Raw genomic sequence first — 16,636 nt, 5'->3', positions numbered from 1 at the left:
GACACTTACTGTCTCAAATTAAGCAACTGTTCTATAAAGAACTCACTTCCACCAATTGTACCATAAAACGTACTATGTTACCTTTAATTCCCGAAGTAAATTCTAATTTTTGAGCCTTCTTTTACTTTAGCTCCCGCTTCTGGTGATTGTTTAATTACTTTCTCTCCATCTCCACTTATATCAAGTTTCAAATCGACGAGTTGTGTTTGTAAGTCTTTCTTTTTCATTCCAATTAAATTCGGAACTTCCACAGTTGGTGTATCGCCCCATTTATATTCTTTCTCAACTTGTTCTTTTCTCGGTTTCACTCCCATAACAGGAAGCGCATCTCGAAGGATATTCCCGACAATTGGAGCTGCTACCACTCCACCAAACTGTGTAACCCCTTTTGGATTATCAACAGCTACATACACAACAATCTCTGGATCATCCGCTGGAGCAAATCCGATAAAAGATACTATATAATTATTCTCTAAATATTTACCATCCTTCACCTTTTGAGCAGTACCCGTTTTTCCACCTACGCGATATCCATCAATATAAGCACCTTTACCAGAACCTTTCGCTACAACATTCTCTAATGCATAACGAACTTTTTCTGAAGTTTCCTTGGAAATAACTTTTCTTTTCTCAACAGGTGTCTTTTTACTAACAACTTGATTATTTTTCGGATCAATAAACTCCTTAGCTATATACGGCTGATACAATGTTCCACCATTTACAGCCGCCGCTACAGCTGCTACTTGTTGAATCGGCGTAACAGAAACTCCTTGGCCGAATGAAGTTGTTGCTTGCTCTACTGGACCAACTTTATCTAAATTAAATAAAATCCCACTGCCTTCACCTTGCAAGTCAATTCCAGTCTTCTGCCCAAAACCAAAATTACGAATGTATTTAAATAATCGGTCTTTACCAAGGCGATCACCAAGTTCAATAAATCCCGGGTTACATGAGTTTTGAACGACTTCTAAAAACGTTTGACTGCCATGACCTCCTGCTTTCCAGCATTTCAATCTAGCTCCACCTACTTCAGCTGCTCCATCATCATAAAACGTATCCTTCTCTAAGTCTACTAAATTTTCATTCAATGCTGCAGCTAATGTAATGATCTTAAATGTTGAACCAGGCTCATACGTACTCCATACAGGTAGATTTCTGTTATACACTTCTGGAGAGACACTTTGAAAATCCGCTGGGTCAAAACTCGGTCGACTAGACATCCCTAAAACTTCACCATTTTTAGGGTTCATTGCAATCGCAATCATACCGTCAGGATTATAAGTTGACTCCGCAATATTCATTTCTCTTTCCATAATCCTTGTAATACGCGCATCGATTGTTAATCCTAAATTTAAACCGGCTTCTGGCTTTTTGAAATCATCACCAACATTAGGCATCCTTTGTCCTTTCGCATCTGCAAAAAAACGCACATGACCTTTGTCCCCATTTAGCTCTTTATCATAATATTTTTCTAGTCCCATAAGACCTTGGTTATCGCTACCTGCAAAACCTAATACATGTGATAAAAAGTTTCCAAATGGATAGTACCGGATAGAATCCTCTGCGATATACACGCCCTTCAGACTTAATCCTCGTACTTCTTTCGCTTTGTCATGTGATATTTTCCTTCCGCCTTTATCTAACCTTACAATCGATTCTTTTTTTGTAATCCTTTTATAAATCTCATCTTTTTCCACACCTAATACTGCAGCTAACTTCTCTGCAGTCTCCGCTGGTTTTTCAATTTGCCTCGGTACAACAAAGACAGTTGGAGCACTTTTATTCGTGGCAAGTTCCACACCATTTCGGTCTAAAATTTTCCCACGTTCGGGTTCAAAAGTAATATTACGACTCCATGAATCTTTCGCACGATCCGTTAACATATTCCCAAGAAAAAATTGCACATATCCAAGACGAATATCGATAATCGTGAAAATAAGTATACCTGATATAAGTATAAAAATAAGTCGTTTTCTAACTGTTACATTTGATACACGCATATTGGAACAAGCCTCCCTTACGCCTAGCTTGTTCCAATATATGCTTGTACTTATTTAATTAGAACTTATTCTCTTTTACCATTACGGCTTTTCTGCTTCTTGCTGTGGTTCGAGTGGCGGTACGAGTGTGACACCTAATTCTGTACCAGGTTGTAATAATGTTCCTTCCGCCACACTTTGTTCTGTTACGTATCCTGTACCAGAAGGTTTCAAGTTAAGCTGTAATGTCTTCGCTAAATTCATAACATCACGCAGTGCCCATCCTTGTATATTTGGCATTGTAGGCTTATCTCCTACCAAGAAGACTCGGTCGCCTTTTAATGTTTGTTCAGTCGCTTTTGGTACTTGTTGCTGTACTTTCCCTTCACCTAGTACGATTGGACGAAGTTTTGCTTTATCAATCGCTTTCCCCGCTTCAGCCATCGTTTTACCATTTACATCCGGAACAGTAGTTTGTTGTTCTTTCAGATGTTTTTTCGGATCTTTCACTTCATTTGGCTTAATCTTTAAATACTCTAAACTATTTTTTGTTACATATTTAAAAATATCAGCTAACGGTTGTGCACCGTTCTCATCATCTTTTAATTTAGGCTGTTTAACAGCTACATACACAACAAGTTGTGGATCGTCCATTGGTGCCATACCTAAGAATGAGAATATATAATTCTGTCTCCCTGTCATATAGCCGCCTTTTCCATCCGGAATTTGCGCTGTACCTGTTTTACCACCAACTGAATATCCATCAATTTTATAAGCTGTCCCTGTACCTTTCGGAGATGTCACAACACGTTCTAATAATTGTCTTACTTGCGCTGCTGTTTCCTTTGTAACAGGTTTTCCTACTTCTTCTGGCTTATGTTCTAATTTTACTTTGTCTGTTATCGGATCTACAATTTTATCAATTGCATAAGGTTTCATCATTTTCCCATCATTTGCAATGGCCGTTGCAGCTTGTACAAGCTGAATTGGTGTTACAGTGGAACCTTGTCCAAAAGCTGTTGTCACTTGTTGTATTTGCTGATCAAATAAAATTGTATTCGATCCTTCACCTGATAAATCAATGTTCGTTTTTTCATCTAATCCAAAACTATGAATATATTTTCGGAAACGTTCTGGACCAAGTTTTTGATCTCCTAAAATTGCAAACGCTACGTTTGAAGAACGCTCTACCCCTTCATCAAACGTGATAGAGCCCCAACCAGCACCACCGTTATGATCTTTTATTTTCCTATTTCCAACTTGATATGTCCCGGACTGATAATAATCTTGGCCTTTGTACACACCTTCATTAATAGCTGCCGCTAACGTGAAAATTTTCATTGTTGATCCAGGTTCAAATGCATTGGCAATCGCGTCATTGAAGAAATATTTAATTTGACGATCATTAGGGTCATAACTAGGTTTAGTAGACATCGCTAATATTTTCCCAGTTTTCGGATCTGCAACAATCCCTATTAAACTTTCTGGCTCATATTGCTTACTTGCTGCTTTCATCGCGTCTTCTAAATAACTTTGGACACGTTGATCGATTGTTAAATAAGCGTTATCTCCATTTTTAGGTGCCTTTACATTAACTTTTCCCCCATCAAGGGACACACCTTTACGATCACCTGTATATGCTACTTCTCCGTTCGAGGCACTTAAGTATTTATCCAAGCTTTTCTCTATGCCAAATTGACCTACCGAGGTTCCATTCTCATTTGGTTTTGCATGACCTATAACGTAAGATGCAAAATCACCGTTTGGATACACCCTTGCATTTTCTGTAATAAAAGATATCCCCGGCAACTTCAACGCTTCTATTTGTTCTTTCTTTTCTTTCGTCAAATCCTTGCCTAACGTTCCAAATTCGACTTGACTTCTACCTTCCTTATTTAAAGAAGCTAAAATATCCTCTTCGCCTTTTCCAAGTACTCCTGCAATTTTCTTTGCAGTATCTTCTTTATTCTCAACTGAGTTAGCACCTTTTAGTGCAGCTACCATTTTGTAAGAGTTTGCGTCTTGCGCTAACACATGACCGTTTTGATCATAAATGGTTCCTCGGTTCGCTTCAAGAACTCCTTTTTTACTATGCTTTTGTTTAGCAAGTGCATCTAAATCCTGATTATGAACTGTTCCTGTTGATTGTATGTAAAAAAATCGGGCTAATAACAGCAAAAAGAGCAGGAGGAAAAATATCATAAAATAACCTGCTCCCTTATTGGTATGAAATTTAGTCATATTCTTCTTCATCGTTCCTTCACACCTATTGCCTTATTTGAGGCCTTTCACATTATTCGCATTAATTTCTAGCCCGTGTTTTTTTGCAACTTCAGCGATTCGTTCATAGCGACTTAACTTCTCTACTTCAGCTTGTAATTCTTGATTTTCTTTTTGCTGCTGTACAATTTTTTCTTCTATCGTCGCTGCTTCTACATTAACTTGATAAAGGCCTGCTTTATTTCCAATAAACGCGACACAGGCATACAATAAAAAGCCAATAAACGCTACATACAACAGTTTTTCGATTCTTGTAATTTTCGCTTTAACCTTCGGCTTAGCCATCTGCTGTGGGGGCGTTTGAATTTGCACCTCTTCTTGCGCTTGTTGTTTGTACTTTACAGCTAAATTAGTCATACCTCTCTCTCCCTTTTATCGTTTTTCAGCGATTCTCAACTTCGCAGAACGCGCACGATTATTTTCTTCTAGCTCTATATCAGAAGGTAAAATCGGTTTTCTTGTAATAAGCTTTAATTTCGGCTTAAATTCATCAGGAATAATCGGTAATCCTGGCGGCAATTGTGGCGTTGTACTATTTCGCTTAAACGTTGTTTTACAAATACGATCTTCTAATGAATGGAATGTTATAACACTAACTCTTCCACCTGGCTTAACCATCTCAATAGCAGATTCCAATGCTTCTTCAAATACTTTTAATTCATCATTTACAGCTATACGAATTGCCTGAAACACTCGCTTAGCAGGATGCCCACCCGTTCTACGAGCTGGAGCCGGAATACCTTCTTTAATTAGCTCTACTAATTCTCCTGTCGTTTCAATAGCTTTATTCTCACGATAAGCTTCAATTTTTCTTGCAATTTGTTTTGAAAATTTCTCTTCACCGTATTGGAAGAAAATCCTTACAAGTTGTTCATATGACCAGCTATTTACAACATCATACGCTGTTAATGGGGCATCTTGATCCATCCGCATATCTAGCGGTGCATCATGATGATAACTAAAGCCTCGTTCTGGTGTATCTAATTGTGGGGATGAAACACCTAAATCAAATAAAATACCATCTACTTCTGTTATACCTATTTCCTGCAGTTTTTCAGCTAAATAACGGAAGTTACTCTTTACTGTTATAAACTGTTCACCGTATGAAGAGAACTTTTCTTTCGCGTTTTGAATCGCTATCTCATCTTGATCAAACGCTATTAATTTTCCACCTTCGGTTAATTGGGATAATAAATAAGAACTATGTCCTCCTCCCCCCAGTGTACAATCTACATATGTACCATCTGGCTTTATATCTAAGCCGTCTACTGTTTCCTTTAAAAGCACTGTTACGTGTTTAAACATTGTTGCACCTACTCTTTTTCCAATTAATTATGTTGAATGTATCCCTTCCTCTAAACACATATTTCACGCTTAGAGAATGAAATAATACGAAAGAACGACTCATTTAACTTACCAACAAAGGCAACATACTATACAAATCGCTATTTTCTTTTATTATATACTAAATTTTATCATCTTTTGCGGGAATTTAAATAAAAAACTGTCGAAAAAGCGAATAATACGTTTACATTTTGTGCTATTTTGTCATATATTTAAGTATCCAACACAATTGCCATATCTAACATTTTTTGATTGATAATTCAGAAAAAAATCACTTCACAGTAAATTCAACGGAATAAAAATAAAATCCTGCTCCAAAGAGCAAGATTTTATAGTTTTATAACATGATGTTTTCCATCCCAAGAAAAAGGGTTTTCCATTACACGATCAACGAAATCCAAACCAAACTGATTTAAATAATAACATACATTCCACACACGTTCTTGCGGTGCACCTAATGGACGAAGTGCGAATTGTATACGGCGGAATTTATTTAGCTGAACCTCATACTTTTTCTCAACATTTCTTTTCAACATTCTTTCCAACAGTTCAATTTGTTCATTAATTTTCAATTCGTTTTTCCCTGCAAACGCACCTAACCCTGGCTCTATTTTCTTTACAAATTGCTGTAAAGATGTATGAATATCGGCAATTTCTTTTTTCGCCTTTTCAAAATGATCATCAATCGGTTCCTCTATTTGATTAGACAACCAGTTTTCACGCAGTTTATCGACATCATTTAAAAACGGATCAATTTCTCTCAATTGCAGATCGAATAAATCTGTCGCTATATCTCTCTCCACATAAGTAATTGTAAGACGAGGAACGACAGGTGGCATTTGAAAACCGGCAGTATGGAATACTTGTTGTAATTCACTCCAATAAGCTAATTCCCCTGGACCTCCAATAAATGCGAGCGTAGGAAATACATACTCTTGCATAAGAGGACGTGTTACAACATTATTACTAAAACGTGCCGGATTTCTCTCCATCTCTTCAATCAACTCTTCGTATGAAAAGGAATGCGCCCCATCCTTTCCAACAAACTTACCTTGATGCTCTTCAAGCAATACTCGTTCATTATCTATTTCCATGAATATATGCACTGCATGAGACTTCGTTTCAATAATCGGTTTGTATCCTAGTTCTTTAATTACTTCCTGCTGATTACGAAGGCCCTCTTGTACCTCTTTATACTTACTTATAATTCGCTTGAAAAATGGAATTTCTAACTTTCTTAATTCAGGATGATGTGAATCAACAAGGATTAAACCAGAATTAGCAAAGATTTTCGTAATAAGATGAGCAAAGAAATCTACATACGTATTCGATTTTTTCAAAGCATCATCAACAAATTTTAATACATCTTTTGTAAAATTTGTTTCTGGGTATGTTTTAAAAATCTCTTCAATCCAATTTCTACAATCTTCAACAGAAAGTTCAGACTCAGAAGCACTTGCCTTTTTCGGATTACGGTCATAAAAAATAGTTTTTTTCATCTTTTTATTTTTCGCTACAAAAGTATGATTAATCTCATCCATATCATGGTCTTCACCCGCAATCCAGAAGACAGGGACAACTTTAACTCCTAAACTTTCTTCCTTTTCCTTTGCAAGCTGTAAAATTGAAATAACTTTATGAATTGTATAAAGCGGTCCAGTTAATAACCCCGCTTGTTGTCCAGCTATAACAACATATGTATTTTCATCTCCAAGCGCTTTTACATTTTGAAGTGTAGATTCTCCCGCTTGTAATTTTGTATTATATTCTAATAAATGCGCTACTAAATCTTGGCGGAAAAACTCCCTTTCACGCAAATCATGTAAACGTTGTTTAAAAGCATCTTCTGTTAACATATAATCAAAACATGACTGTATCTCTTTTTTACCGTTCATATAGTCCGCTACAATACCTTGTTGCGGAACAGAGATTTCTTTTATCTCCATATAATTCTTCCTTTCGTATCCAGTTCTCTCACCAATCCACATTGTAGTCAATGTTTCACGTAAAAGCAAAGAATAACACTTATACTCTTGTTTCTAAACCTTTTATTGCATCGAACAAAAATTGAAGTGTCGGAACTGGTCGTTGCTGTTTCTTAGCTTCTTCTAATACATATCCAACAATCGCATTAATTTCCGTCTGTCTACTCGCTCTTACATCCGCTAGCATAGAAGATGTATTACGAGACGTTCCTTCACACACATTTCGTACCATTTGCCATACCATTTCTTTTTCTCCTCTAATAAGAAATGCTGCCTCCTGAAACACTTGCTCCATCATTTGATAAAAAAAACGATTCGTGATTAATTCACCATTCTTAACTCCCAATAGTGCTGTCAACGGATTGATACATACATTTACTACTAATTTTTTATGCATAATCTCTTCCCAATCCGTTTCTATTTGAACTGGAAAATAAGCAAAAGGAAAATAATTGAATATTTTTTTCAAATGTATAGATTGACCACAAACCACTCCAAATTTTGTTATCCCTATCCCAGTATGATGAACGATATGCCCTCCCTCTTTTTTCGCACCATGTTCTACAATACCAACAGCTATATTTTTACTCCCTATGTTCAGCATCTTTTGAAGATGCGACATTCCGTTTTGCAAAAAGATTAATGATGATGCCCCTTCCACAAACGGTAGTACGTCATCTATATGATATTGCTTCACAGCAATAAATATATAATCTAAATTTTGCGCTACCATACTTTCTATCGGTAAAACAGATGGATATACTGTTTCACATCTTCCATCTCTAATACAAGTTACACCTGTTTCATTTAATTCTTCAGCTTGCTTAGCTGTTCTTGTAAACAACGTAACATCTTGGTTATTTTTTTGTAAATAAAATGTATACAATAGACCAATAGCACCTGGTCCGACAATTCCAATTTTCATTTTCACACAAGGAATTCACACTAAGTGCCCTTGCCTTCCCCCCCTTTATATCTTTTTAAAGCACCTGAGTACGCCCTATAATTCCGCTGTCCTCTGCCCAACAAATATACTCTCATTTTTCACTATGTATGTACCACCTATTAATACGCTTCTACTCTTAGTTTAGCAAATCCTCAAAAAAATAAAAAAAGAAATATACTATCTTCTTCATAAAAATAAAAAAATGAGTTATACTATTATTATAAATATTTTTACTTTTCTGCATTCAACGAGACAAGAAAAGGATGTGATGTAATGGGATTCCCAAAAGTTGAGCGCTTGCTCATCAATTATAAAACGTTAGATGAATTCAAAAAATTTAAAGGGTGCGGAGCCCAGGAACTATCTATGCTGGAAGAATTACAAGCAAACATTATTGAAAACGACAGTGAATCTCCATTTTACGGTATTTATTATGGCGGATCACTAATCGCACGTATGAGTCTATATATGAAAAGAAACGGTGGAGAACCATTCGAAATTACAGGTCCCTACCTAGAACTTTATAAACTTGAAGTATTACCAACTTTTCAAAAACAAGGATTCGGGCAAATGCTTGTAAATCATGCGAAACAAATGCAATTTCCTATTAAAACGATAGCACGTATTCATTCAGCTGGTTTTTGGGATAAATTAAATTTCAACCCCGTATCAGTAACTGATGGAGATTTTTATATTTGGCAGCCAGAAGCAAATTTGAATGCGGTTACAAACGAAGAATCGGCTTAAGAAATAAAAAAACAGCTGTATAACAGCTGTTTTTTATTTCTTAAGCTTCTCTAACTTCTCATTCGAGCGAGCATTGTTTCTTTCCGCTACCATTACACTTCTTTTTTGATCGATATAATCAAGTAGTGTTCTATACTCTTCTTCATATACTGATAATCGCTCTAGAAGACGCTCTCTTTCTGTTTGTAATGATTCAACTTGTTGTTGCAACACCGTTAAAGAGTTTTCATCTTTATAATTTTGCAAGAAATCAATAACATCATTCAACGTAATTGACGTAGGTTCTAACACCTTTGTCTCTTTCACTTCATAATTTTCTACTTTACGAAGTTGCTTTGCTTCCTCAATACGTTCTTTATATTGCTTTCTTACGTAAGAATTCCATCTAAACCCACATGCTGCTGGTGTACGAGATAAATTTTTCCCCACTTCCTTAAAGGCAGAAAGTTGTGTTCCACCTTCTCGAATATGCCGGAGTACTACTTCTGCCAGAAGCAAATCTTCATCATCAGTCCAAGCATCTTGTCTTGTTGTCGCCATCTCTCTAGTCCTCCCTATGCATTTTTTATTAAGCATATGCAGTTACTAGAAAAGATAGAATACAACAACTAAAGATTAAGACAAAAAAAAATAAACGCAGAAGATATCTTCTGCGTTTATTTTCCCGCAATTACTTGCTGATTACTTCTTTACCTTTGTAAGTACCGCATGCTTTACATACACGGTGAGCTAATTTCGCTTCACCACAGCTTGGGCACTCTACCATACCAGGTACTGATAATTTGAAATGCGTACGACGCTTTCTTTTTACTGTTTTAGAAGTTCTTCTAAAAGGTACAGCCATTCTTCCCACCTCCTTAAAAGAAATAGTTATTTTCATATGAAGGCCTGAACCAGTCTTCCGATTATTTGTCAAAAAACTTTGCAAGTCCTGCCAATCTTGGATCAACAGTCTTTTCTTTGTCTTCTTCCGAAATCACTTGCCAGTCTTGACCTTGCGTCGGTGCTCCACCAGAAACATCATCACTGAAAATTTGCATTGGAATCTCCAAAAGTATATTTTCCTTGATTACGGGCAGTAAGTCAAGTACTTCTCCTTCTAAAGAATGAATTTCAGCTTCAGTTTCAAATTCTTCTTGTGAAGTTTGGAACACCTCAGTTGTTTTAATGTCAAATGGTAATGTCACATCTACTAAAGAGCGAGAACATGGTAAAACCATGCTTCCAGTTATATGTAGATGAAACGTAAACTTACCGGAGCCAAAATCAACTCTTCCCGTTACATGAACAGGATTAATTTCACGAATATCTTTCTCGACCTCTTTTAGCTCACTTACATCTACCATCTCATCCAATGTCAATCCTTTATTTCTCAATTTATTCAATTGATGGATGGACCATTTCATATCATATCACCTCAAGGCAACAAACAAAATTATAGCTAGCCATTTTATATTTGTCAATGTTTTTTCTTTACACTATAATGAAGTCATCATAGTAAATAATATATAGAGTATCACGTTTTTCAAAAAGATGCTACATCGAAAGGAGAGATTACCATAAAAGCTGGTGGTATTGTTGTTGAATATAACCCTTTTCATAACGGTCATCTTTATCATGTGCAACAGACAAAAAAGTTAACACAATCTGATATAATAATTGCCGTTATGAGTGGTCCTTTTTTACAGCGTGGTGAGCCCGCACTCATTTCCAAATGGTATCGCACTAAAATGGCCTTAGCAAACGGCGTAGACCTTGTTGTAGAGCTTCCATACGTCTTTGCAACACAAAAGGCTGAAACCTTCGCAAATGGTGCTATTTCCATTTTAAATGCCCTACGTGTTTCTGAAATTTGTTTCGGTAGTGAGGATGGACAAATCGAAAATTTTTATAATACCATCTCCGTACAAAAAAACGAAGAAGAGACTTTTAACTACCTTGTAAAACAATTCATGGACGCTGGTAATAGTTATGCAAAAGCAACATCGGATGCTTTCTCACACATTTTAACATCTGAAAAAAACATAGATATGTCACAACCAAATAATATTTTAGGCTTCCAATATATGAAAGCAATTCTGTCACAAAATAGCTCTATACAAGCTCAAACTATAAAAAGATTTGCCTCTCATTATCATGATGAAACATTTAATGACCAACATATTGCAAGCGCAACAAGCATCCGAAAACAACTCTTTAGCGAAGAAGGATCATTTACAACAATTAAACCTTTTCTCCCACAGGCAACCACTTCGCTTTTAGCAAATTACAAACAAAACTACGGGATATTACATAATTGGGAACAATACTTTTCATTTTTTAAATATAGACTCATGACGATGTCTCCAGGGGACTTACGACATATATATGAAATAGAAGAAGGTTTAGAGCATCGTATTTTATCAAAAATACAAAATAGTTCCTCCTTCTATTCATTCATGGAAGCATTAAAAACAAAACGTTATACATGGACTAGATTACAAAGAGCTTGTACACACATTTTAACAAACACAACAAAAGAAGAAATACGTAGCGCAAATATAGAACAACACGCACCATATATTCGCCTGCTAGGCATGTCACAAAAAGGACAAACTTACCTTTCAAAAAACAAGAAAAAAATCGAACTTCCATTCCTTACTCATACAAAAACATTCGACCATGCCGCTTTAGATATAGAGAAAAAAGCAAACTCTGTATATTTCTCCATCATGCACGAACCGTTACGCACACAACTATTAAAACAGGATATAACACACCATCCTATTCGCTATGATGAAACAACTACAAAATTCCTATAAAAACCTCTCTATTTCAGAGAGGTTTTTTCCTTATCCATCTTTTCTAAATATGTTAACGCATCATCCAGCGTATCTACTGGTACAATTTTCATTTTTGTTTTAATATCCTTTGCAGTCTCAAGTGCATCTTTATAGTTCGATTTCTCCGCACCTTTTTCATTTGGCGCAAAGAACACTTCAGCCCCCGCATCGCTAGCAGCCACCACTTTTTGATTTATACCACCAATTGGGCCCACTTCTCCTTTTTCATTAATTGTACCTGTTCCAGCTATTTCATGTCCTTTCGTTAAGTCTTCTTCCACAAGTTGATTATATATTTCTAATGTGAACATTAAACCTGCGGATGGTCCACCAATTTCATGAGAATTAATTTTCACTTTCGGATCGACCACTAATTCTCTTTCCGTAACGATAGAAACACCTATACCGACACGTCCATTCCCATTAGGAATCGCCTTTACATTTAAATTCTCTTTCAATTGTTTTCCATTTCTCATGTACTCAATACTTACAGCATCGTTTTCTTTTTTCCCTGTCATATATTCAATAAATTGCTCCGTCTTTTCAAATGTTTTTCCGTCAACAGCTATAATAACATCACCAAGCTTAAGCTTTCCTTCTGACGGCATTCCTTTTGCCACACCAGCAACTAATACACCTTTATTTTCAAAAGATACTGAGCGATTTGCACGTTTATATGCATTATAAATTGCTGCATTTTGCGAATCTTTCATCGCATAATTTTGGCGAAATTGATATTCTTCATCACTCTCACCTTTTTGCAATATTTCTTCCGCTTTCGAAATATGTGTATATTTATTAAACTGTGCCGCTATTAAATTCACCACATTTGCTGGTCCCATTGAAACCGTAACAAGCATAAAATCACCAGATTCTTTCGTTCCACCCTCAACTTGAACATAAGGCTCTAATTTGGCAGCCATTCCTGGTTTTGTTACATAATACGGTAAACGTACGTAAACAAGTAACATCGCCAATATAACCCCTATTAAGATTGCATATATAAACCGAAAACGCTTAAACATTATGTTTCTCCTTCCACTGCTCAATTAATAAATAAATATTTGAAACATGTTTTTCTGCTTCTACTTCTCCAACTCGAATAATGTCTTCAATGTTTGTAAAAGCACGTGAACTAAATTGCTCTACAGCTGGTCGCATCATTAAATCCGATGCAATTTGCCGATTCATTACAAGCTCATGCTGCATAATTTCAATACTTTGCATGATTACGTCATAAATGGACGTAACATCGCCATTCACCTTAATTGGAGATACATCAACAGCGATAACAATATCGGCCCCTAACTCTTTCACAACCGATACTGGGATGCGATCAATGACTCCACCATCCACTAATAATCTTCCATCTATTTTTTCTGGTACAAACACTCCAGGAACAGATATGCTAGCCCTCACCGCATCTGCAACTGGCCCACTTGTAAAAACCACTTTTTCCCCCTTCAATATGTCAGTAGCCACAACAGCCGTCGGGATATCTAACTCTTCTAAATTTTTATTATATGTAAACATTTTAATCATATCTTTGACACGTTTTCCAGCAATAAATCCCATTTTCGGTACCGTGAAATCTAAATAATACTTCCGCTTAAAAACAGATGCCAATTTATACAATCTTTCAACGTTACTACTTGCCGCATAAAACGTACCTATTAGCGCCCCCATACTACTTCCTGCAATCATGTGAATAGGGATACCGGCTTCCCTTAAAACCTTTATTACACCAATATGAGCAAACCCTTTCGCTCCTCCAGACCCAAGTGCTAAACCAATCTTTGGTTCTTTCATTTTTCTCACCCTTTAATTTTTTTCATTCCTTTTTCATACTTATGGTCTAAATTCACTACGTATCCACGTATACTGAAATGAACGTTTTTTGGGACAAAGGGGGATTTACTTACATGTATGAAAAATGGAAAACCGCTTTCCTTACCATATCAACGCTATTTTTAACCTTTTCTCTTGTACTCCACCCCCAAGCCGCTTTGCAAGCTTCTATTCGCGGGTTAAATATATGGTGGGAAGTTGTATTCCCTTCACTACTACCGTTTTTCATCATTGCGGAACTTCTAATTAGTATCGGTGTTGTAAAATTTATTGGCGTTATATTAGAACCACTCATGCGCCCACTTTTTCGCGTTCCAGGGATAGGCGGATTTGTTTGGGCGATGGGAATGGCTTCTGGTTTCCCTGCAGGCGCCAAATTAAGCGCTAGACTACGAAAAAGCAATCTTTTAACTCAGATTGAAGCGGAGCGCCTCGTTTCTTTCACAAATTCTTCCAATCCACTTTTTATTTTCGGCGCTGTGTCTATCGGTTTTTTTAATAATCCGAAATTAGGAATTATATTAGCCGCTGCCCATTATTTCAGTAACTTTGCTGTCGGATTAATTATGCGTTTTTACGGCGATAATACCGCTTACAAAAATAATACACACACTACAAAAAAACGTCGCTTTCAAAACCCTTTTTTAATTCTTCACGAGACACGCTTACAAGAAAAAAGACCAATTGGTAAATTACTTGGGGATGCCATTGTTTCTTCTATTCAAACATTACTTATGATTGGCGGATTTATTATTTTATTCTCTGTGTTAAATAAAATGATTACTGTATTCCACATTACAGCAGCTCTTTCTTTTATTATGCAACATATTTTATCATTCTTCCAACTAAGTACAGATTTTAGTATACCTATATTATCAGGTATTTTCGAAATGACACTCGGAAGCCAAATGATTAGTCAAATAAATGAAACACCGCTCTTACAACAAGCTATGGTAACAAGCTTCATTTTAGCATTTAGCGGTCTTTCTATTCAGGCACAAGTTGCTAGCATATTAGCTGAAACAGATATCCGATTTAAACCCTATTTTTTCGCACGAATTATTCAAAGTATTCTTGCCCCTATTTTTACATTTGTATTTTGGACACCATTTTATGAGAAAGTGAGTTCTTTCTCACCTATGCCAAAAGATATTCCTGTATTTTTATCCGAGCATCCTTCTATACTACATGAAATTTGGACATCTTTTATACATTATGGACCAATTTTTACATTATTTTGTCTATACTTATATGTTATTTTATTATTTTTGCGCACGTATAAAGAAAAACCCCGTTCACTTTAACGGGGTTTGAAACTTTTCTTTTAAAGCACGCTCTACAATAGGAGGTACAAGATCCACTACACTTCCTCCATACCTCGCAACTTCTTTTACAATACTCGAGCTTAAAAATGAATATTGGTTGTTTGTCATAATAAAAAATGTTTCAATATTTTCATCTAATTTTCGATTCATAGAAGTAATTTGCATCTCATATTCAAAATCAGAAACTGCTCGTAAACCACGTAATATTGCATTTGCATTACGCATTTTTGCATACTCTACTAATAGCCCACTATGCGAATCTACCTTTACATTCGGGATATCCTTTGTCGCTTCTCGAATTAGTTCTAATCGCTCTTCAACTGAAAAGAATGGTTTTTTTGATGAATTGTTTAAAACGACTACGTACACCTCATCAAATACTTTTGCTCCCCTTTTAATAATATCCAGATGCCCAAGGGTAATTGGATCAAAACTTCCTGAAGAAATAGCTATACTTGTCATTCTGTCCCCTCACCTTCATACTTATAAATCGATATTGCAGTAATCCCATAATTCTCAGCTCGTACTTTTACAAGCCTTCCTATAGAATTAGGTAAAACTACATCATTACCATGCTCTGCCATAATTAATCCATCACTATGTAGCAATCCATGTTGATCCATTACACTAATTAAAGATACAATTTTTTGCTCTTTATATGGAGGATCTATTAATATAAGATCGAATGACATTTCACGTTTTATTAACGCCTTTACTGCACGTTCAGCATCATTTCGATATACTTCAGCTTGTTCCTGTACTCTACAACTTTCTAAATTTTGATGAATTACTTTTATTGCTTTACTATCCCGATCAACAAAAATTACTTTATCGATCCCTCTGCTCAAAGCCTCAATTCCAAGACCACCACTACCACCAAATAAATCAAGGGCGATACCACCATCAAAATAAGGACCTATCATATTAAAAATAGATTCTTTTACTTTATCTGTCGTTGGACGTGTTGTATTACCAGGAACCGCTTTAAGTGGGTGTCCTTTACATTTTCCTGAAACTACTCTCATCTGTTGTCACTACCTTTATTTCAATCTATCGAGCGATTATAGAAAGCCATTCCCACTTCGGTAACAGTTAACAAACCACATTCACCTAACTATAGAAAAACTCGGCCTCAAATAACCTCTCGTTATTTTTATGTATTCATCTCATCATTCACTAATATGAACCCAATATGTATATTAGTTCCACTTTATCTTTTTTATCCTATCACAAAATAAAAAAAAGAAAAATAAAAAGCCCAACATAAAATTTAATTTCATTATGTATATCTTCATTTAGATTGGACATAAATAATTATAACAACATCACCTTCGATGTTGTTGCCAACCGCGGAGAAGAC

The 16,636-nt window shown here is 36.0% G+C and carries 16 protein-coding genes; 3 read left to right on the top strand and 13 right to left on the bottom strand.

Annotated elements, in window-relative coordinates:
- Positions 1-83: 83 nt before the first annotated feature.
- The 6 genes from GBN78_RS02060 to panE all read right to left on the bottom strand — a co-directional run bounded on the left by GBN78_RS02060 (position 84) and on the right by panE (position 8,513).
- Positions 84-2,000, bottom strand: a complete 1,917-nt coding sequence (locus GBN78_RS02060; protein ID WP_001266237.1) for a stage V sporulation protein D — start codon at positions 1,998-2,000, stop codon at positions 84-86.
- 81 nt (positions 2,001-2,081) lie between these two features.
- Positions 2,082-4,232, bottom strand: coding sequence for a penicillin-binding protein (locus GBN78_RS02055; RefSeq protein ID WP_000739958.1), 2,151 nt, complete (start codon positions 4,230-4,232; stop codon positions 2,082-2,084).
- A 21-nt stretch (positions 4,233-4,253) separates the two neighbouring features.
- A complete protein-coding gene (gene ftsL, locus GBN78_RS02050; protein ID WP_000182804.1) occupies positions 4,254-4,616 on the bottom strand; it encodes a cell division protein FtsL in 363 nt (120 codons plus the stop codon).
- 15 nt (positions 4,617-4,631) lie between these two features.
- Positions 4,632-5,564, bottom strand: a complete 933-nt coding sequence (gene rsmH, locus GBN78_RS02045; protein WP_000472508.1) for a 16S rRNA (cytosine(1402)-N(4))-methyltransferase RsmH — start codon at positions 5,562-5,564, stop codon at positions 4,632-4,634.
- Positions 5,565-5,932: 368 nt separating this feature from the next.
- Positions 5,933-7,549, bottom strand: a complete 1,617-nt coding sequence (bshC, locus tag GBN78_RS02040) for a bacillithiol biosynthesis cysteine-adding enzyme BshC (RefSeq protein WP_098481108.1) — start codon at positions 7,547-7,549, stop codon at positions 5,933-5,935.
- A gap of 79 nt (positions 7,550-7,628) precedes the next feature.
- Entirely contained in the window at positions 7,629-8,513 is an 885-nt protein-coding gene (gene panE / locus GBN78_RS02035; protein ID WP_000690047.1) for a 2-dehydropantoate 2-reductase, read from the bottom strand.
- Positions 8,514-8,807: 294 nt separating this feature from the next.
- On the opposite strand from panE, the gene GBN78_RS02030 reads away from it, so the two are divergent.
- Positions 8,808-9,281, top strand: a complete 474-nt coding sequence (locus tag GBN78_RS02030) for an N-acetyltransferase (RefSeq protein WP_000506695.1) — start codon at positions 8,808-8,810, stop codon at positions 9,279-9,281.
- 33 nt (positions 9,282-9,314) lie between these two features.
- Here GBN78_RS02030 and GBN78_RS02025 read toward each other — a convergent pair whose 3' ends face one another.
- The 3 genes from GBN78_RS02025 to GBN78_RS02015 form a co-directional block, all read right to left on the bottom strand.
- Positions 9,315-9,821, bottom strand: coding sequence for an RsfA family transcriptional regulator (locus GBN78_RS02025; RefSeq protein WP_000246468.1), 507 nt, complete (start codon positions 9,819-9,821; stop codon positions 9,315-9,317).
- Between the two features lie 130 nt (positions 9,822-9,951).
- A complete protein-coding gene (gene rpmF, locus GBN78_RS02020; RefSeq protein WP_001984764.1) occupies positions 9,952-10,125 on the bottom strand; it encodes a 50S ribosomal protein L32 in 174 nt (57 codons plus the stop codon).
- Between the two features lie 61 nt (positions 10,126-10,186).
- Positions 10,187-10,687 (bottom strand): YceD family protein, encoded by a 501-nt coding sequence (locus GBN78_RS02015; RefSeq protein ID WP_000872149.1) that lies wholly within the window; start codon positions 10,685-10,687, stop codon positions 10,187-10,189.
- 213 nt (positions 10,688-10,900) lie between these two features.
- Here GBN78_RS02015 and GBN78_RS02010 point away from each other — a divergent pair, with 213 nt between their 5' ends.
- Positions 10,901-12,082, top strand: coding sequence for a nucleotidyltransferase (locus tag GBN78_RS02010; RefSeq protein WP_242305197.1), 1,182 nt, complete (start codon positions 10,901-10,903; stop codon positions 12,080-12,082).
- A gap of 8 nt (positions 12,083-12,090) precedes the next feature.
- On the opposite strand, the gene GBN78_RS02005 is transcribed toward GBN78_RS02010, so the two are convergent.
- Both GBN78_RS02005 and GBN78_RS02000 read right to left on the bottom strand, forming a co-directional pair.
- Positions 12,091-13,128 carry a SepM family pheromone-processing serine protease gene (locus GBN78_RS02005; RefSeq protein WP_152126892.1) on the bottom strand — a complete coding sequence of 346 codons (1,038 nt, stop codon included), beginning with the start codon at positions 13,126-13,128 and terminating at the stop codon, positions 12,091-12,093.
- Positions 13,121-13,912: a patatin-like phospholipase family protein gene (locus GBN78_RS02000; RefSeq protein WP_000662590.1), complete on the bottom strand. Its 792-nt coding sequence runs from the start codon at positions 13,910-13,912 to the stop codon at positions 13,121-13,123. Before GBN78_RS02000 ends, GBN78_RS02005 begins: the two co-directional genes overlap by 8 nt.
- Positions 13,913-14,025: 113 nt before the next feature.
- On the opposite strand from GBN78_RS02000, the gene ylbJ reads away from it, so the two are divergent.
- Positions 14,026-15,255 carry a sporulation integral membrane protein YlbJ gene (gene ylbJ, locus GBN78_RS01995; RefSeq protein ID WP_000273083.1) on the top strand — a complete coding sequence of 410 codons (1,230 nt, stop codon included), beginning with the start codon at positions 14,026-14,028 and terminating at the stop codon, positions 15,253-15,255.
- Here the strand turns inward: ylbJ and coaD are convergent.
- A complete protein-coding gene (gene coaD, locus GBN78_RS01990; protein WP_000200601.1) occupies positions 15,247-15,738 on the bottom strand; it encodes a pantetheine-phosphate adenylyltransferase in 492 nt (163 codons plus the stop codon). The two genes, ylbJ and coaD, sit on opposite strands and share 9 nt — an antisense overlap.
- Positions 15,735-16,301: a 16S rRNA (guanine(966)-N(2))-methyltransferase RsmD gene (gene rsmD / locus GBN78_RS01985; RefSeq protein ID WP_001266981.1), complete on the bottom strand. Its 567-nt coding sequence runs from the start codon at positions 16,299-16,301 to the stop codon at positions 15,735-15,737. Before rsmD ends, coaD begins: the two co-directional genes overlap by 4 nt.
- Positions 16,302-16,636 lie beyond the last annotated feature (335 nt).

It is taken from the genome of Bacillus sp. B2-WWTP-C-10-Post-4, from assembly GCF_009183805.1.
In the GTDB taxonomy this organism is placed as follows: Bacteria; Bacillota; Bacilli; order Bacillales; family Bacillaceae_G; genus Bacillus_A; species Bacillus_A cereus.
Note: the sequence above shows the minus strand (reverse complement) of the source record. Positions and strands in the feature narration are given on the sequence as shown.

Bases quoted from the DNA above. Each gene is read 5' to 3' on its own strand.
- GBN78_RS02060 (WP_001266237.1), bottom strand. From the start codon at position 2,000: ATGCGTGTATCAAATGTAACAGTTAGAAAACGACTTATTTTTATACTT.
- GBN78_RS02055 (WP_000739958.1), bottom strand. From the start codon at position 4,232: ATGAAGAAGAATATGACTAAATTTCATACCAATAAGGGAGCAGGTTAT.
- ftsL (WP_000182804.1), bottom strand. From the start codon at position 4,616: ATGACTAATTTAGCTGTAAAGTACAAACAACAAGCGCAAGAAGAGGTG.
- rsmH (WP_000472508.1), bottom strand. From the start codon at position 5,564: ATGTTTAAACACGTAACAGTGCTTTTAAAGGAAACAGTAGACGGCTTA.
- bshC (WP_098481108.1), bottom strand. From the start codon at position 7,549: ATGGAGATAAAAGAAATCTCTGTTCCGCAACAAGGTATTGTAGCGGAC.
- panE (WP_000690047.1), bottom strand. From the start codon at position 8,513: ATGAAAATTGGAATTGTCGGACCAGGTGCTATTGGTCTATTGTATACA.
- GBN78_RS02030 (WP_000506695.1), top strand. From the start codon at position 8,808: ATGGGATTCCCAAAAGTTGAGCGCTTGCTCATCAATTATAAAACGTTA.
- GBN78_RS02025 (WP_000246468.1), bottom strand. From the start codon at position 9,821: ATGGCGACAACAAGACAAGATGCTTGGACTGATGATGAAGATTTGCTT.
- rpmF (WP_001984764.1), bottom strand. From the start codon at position 10,125: ATGGCTGTACCTTTTAGAAGAACTTCTAAAACAGTAAAAAGAAAGCGT.
- GBN78_RS02015 (WP_000872149.1), bottom strand. From the start codon at position 10,687: ATGAAATGGTCCATCCATCAATTGAATAAATTGAGAAATAAAGGATTG.
- GBN78_RS02005 (WP_152126892.1), bottom strand. From the start codon at position 13,128: ATGTTTAAGCGTTTTCGGTTTATATATGCAATCTTAATAGGGGTTATA.
- GBN78_RS02000 (WP_000662590.1), bottom strand. From the start codon at position 13,912: ATGAAAGAACCAAAGATTGGTTTAGCACTTGGGTCTGGAGGAGCGAAA.
- ylbJ (WP_000273083.1), top strand. From the start codon at position 14,026: ATGTATGAAAAATGGAAAACCGCTTTCCTTACCATATCAACGCTATTT.
- coaD (WP_000200601.1), bottom strand. From the start codon at position 15,738: ATGACAAGTATAGCTATTTCTTCAGGAAGTTTTGATCCAATTACCCTT.
- rsmD (WP_001266981.1), bottom strand. From the start codon at position 16,301: ATGAGAGTAGTTTCAGGAAAATGTAAAGGACACCCACTTAAAGCGGTT.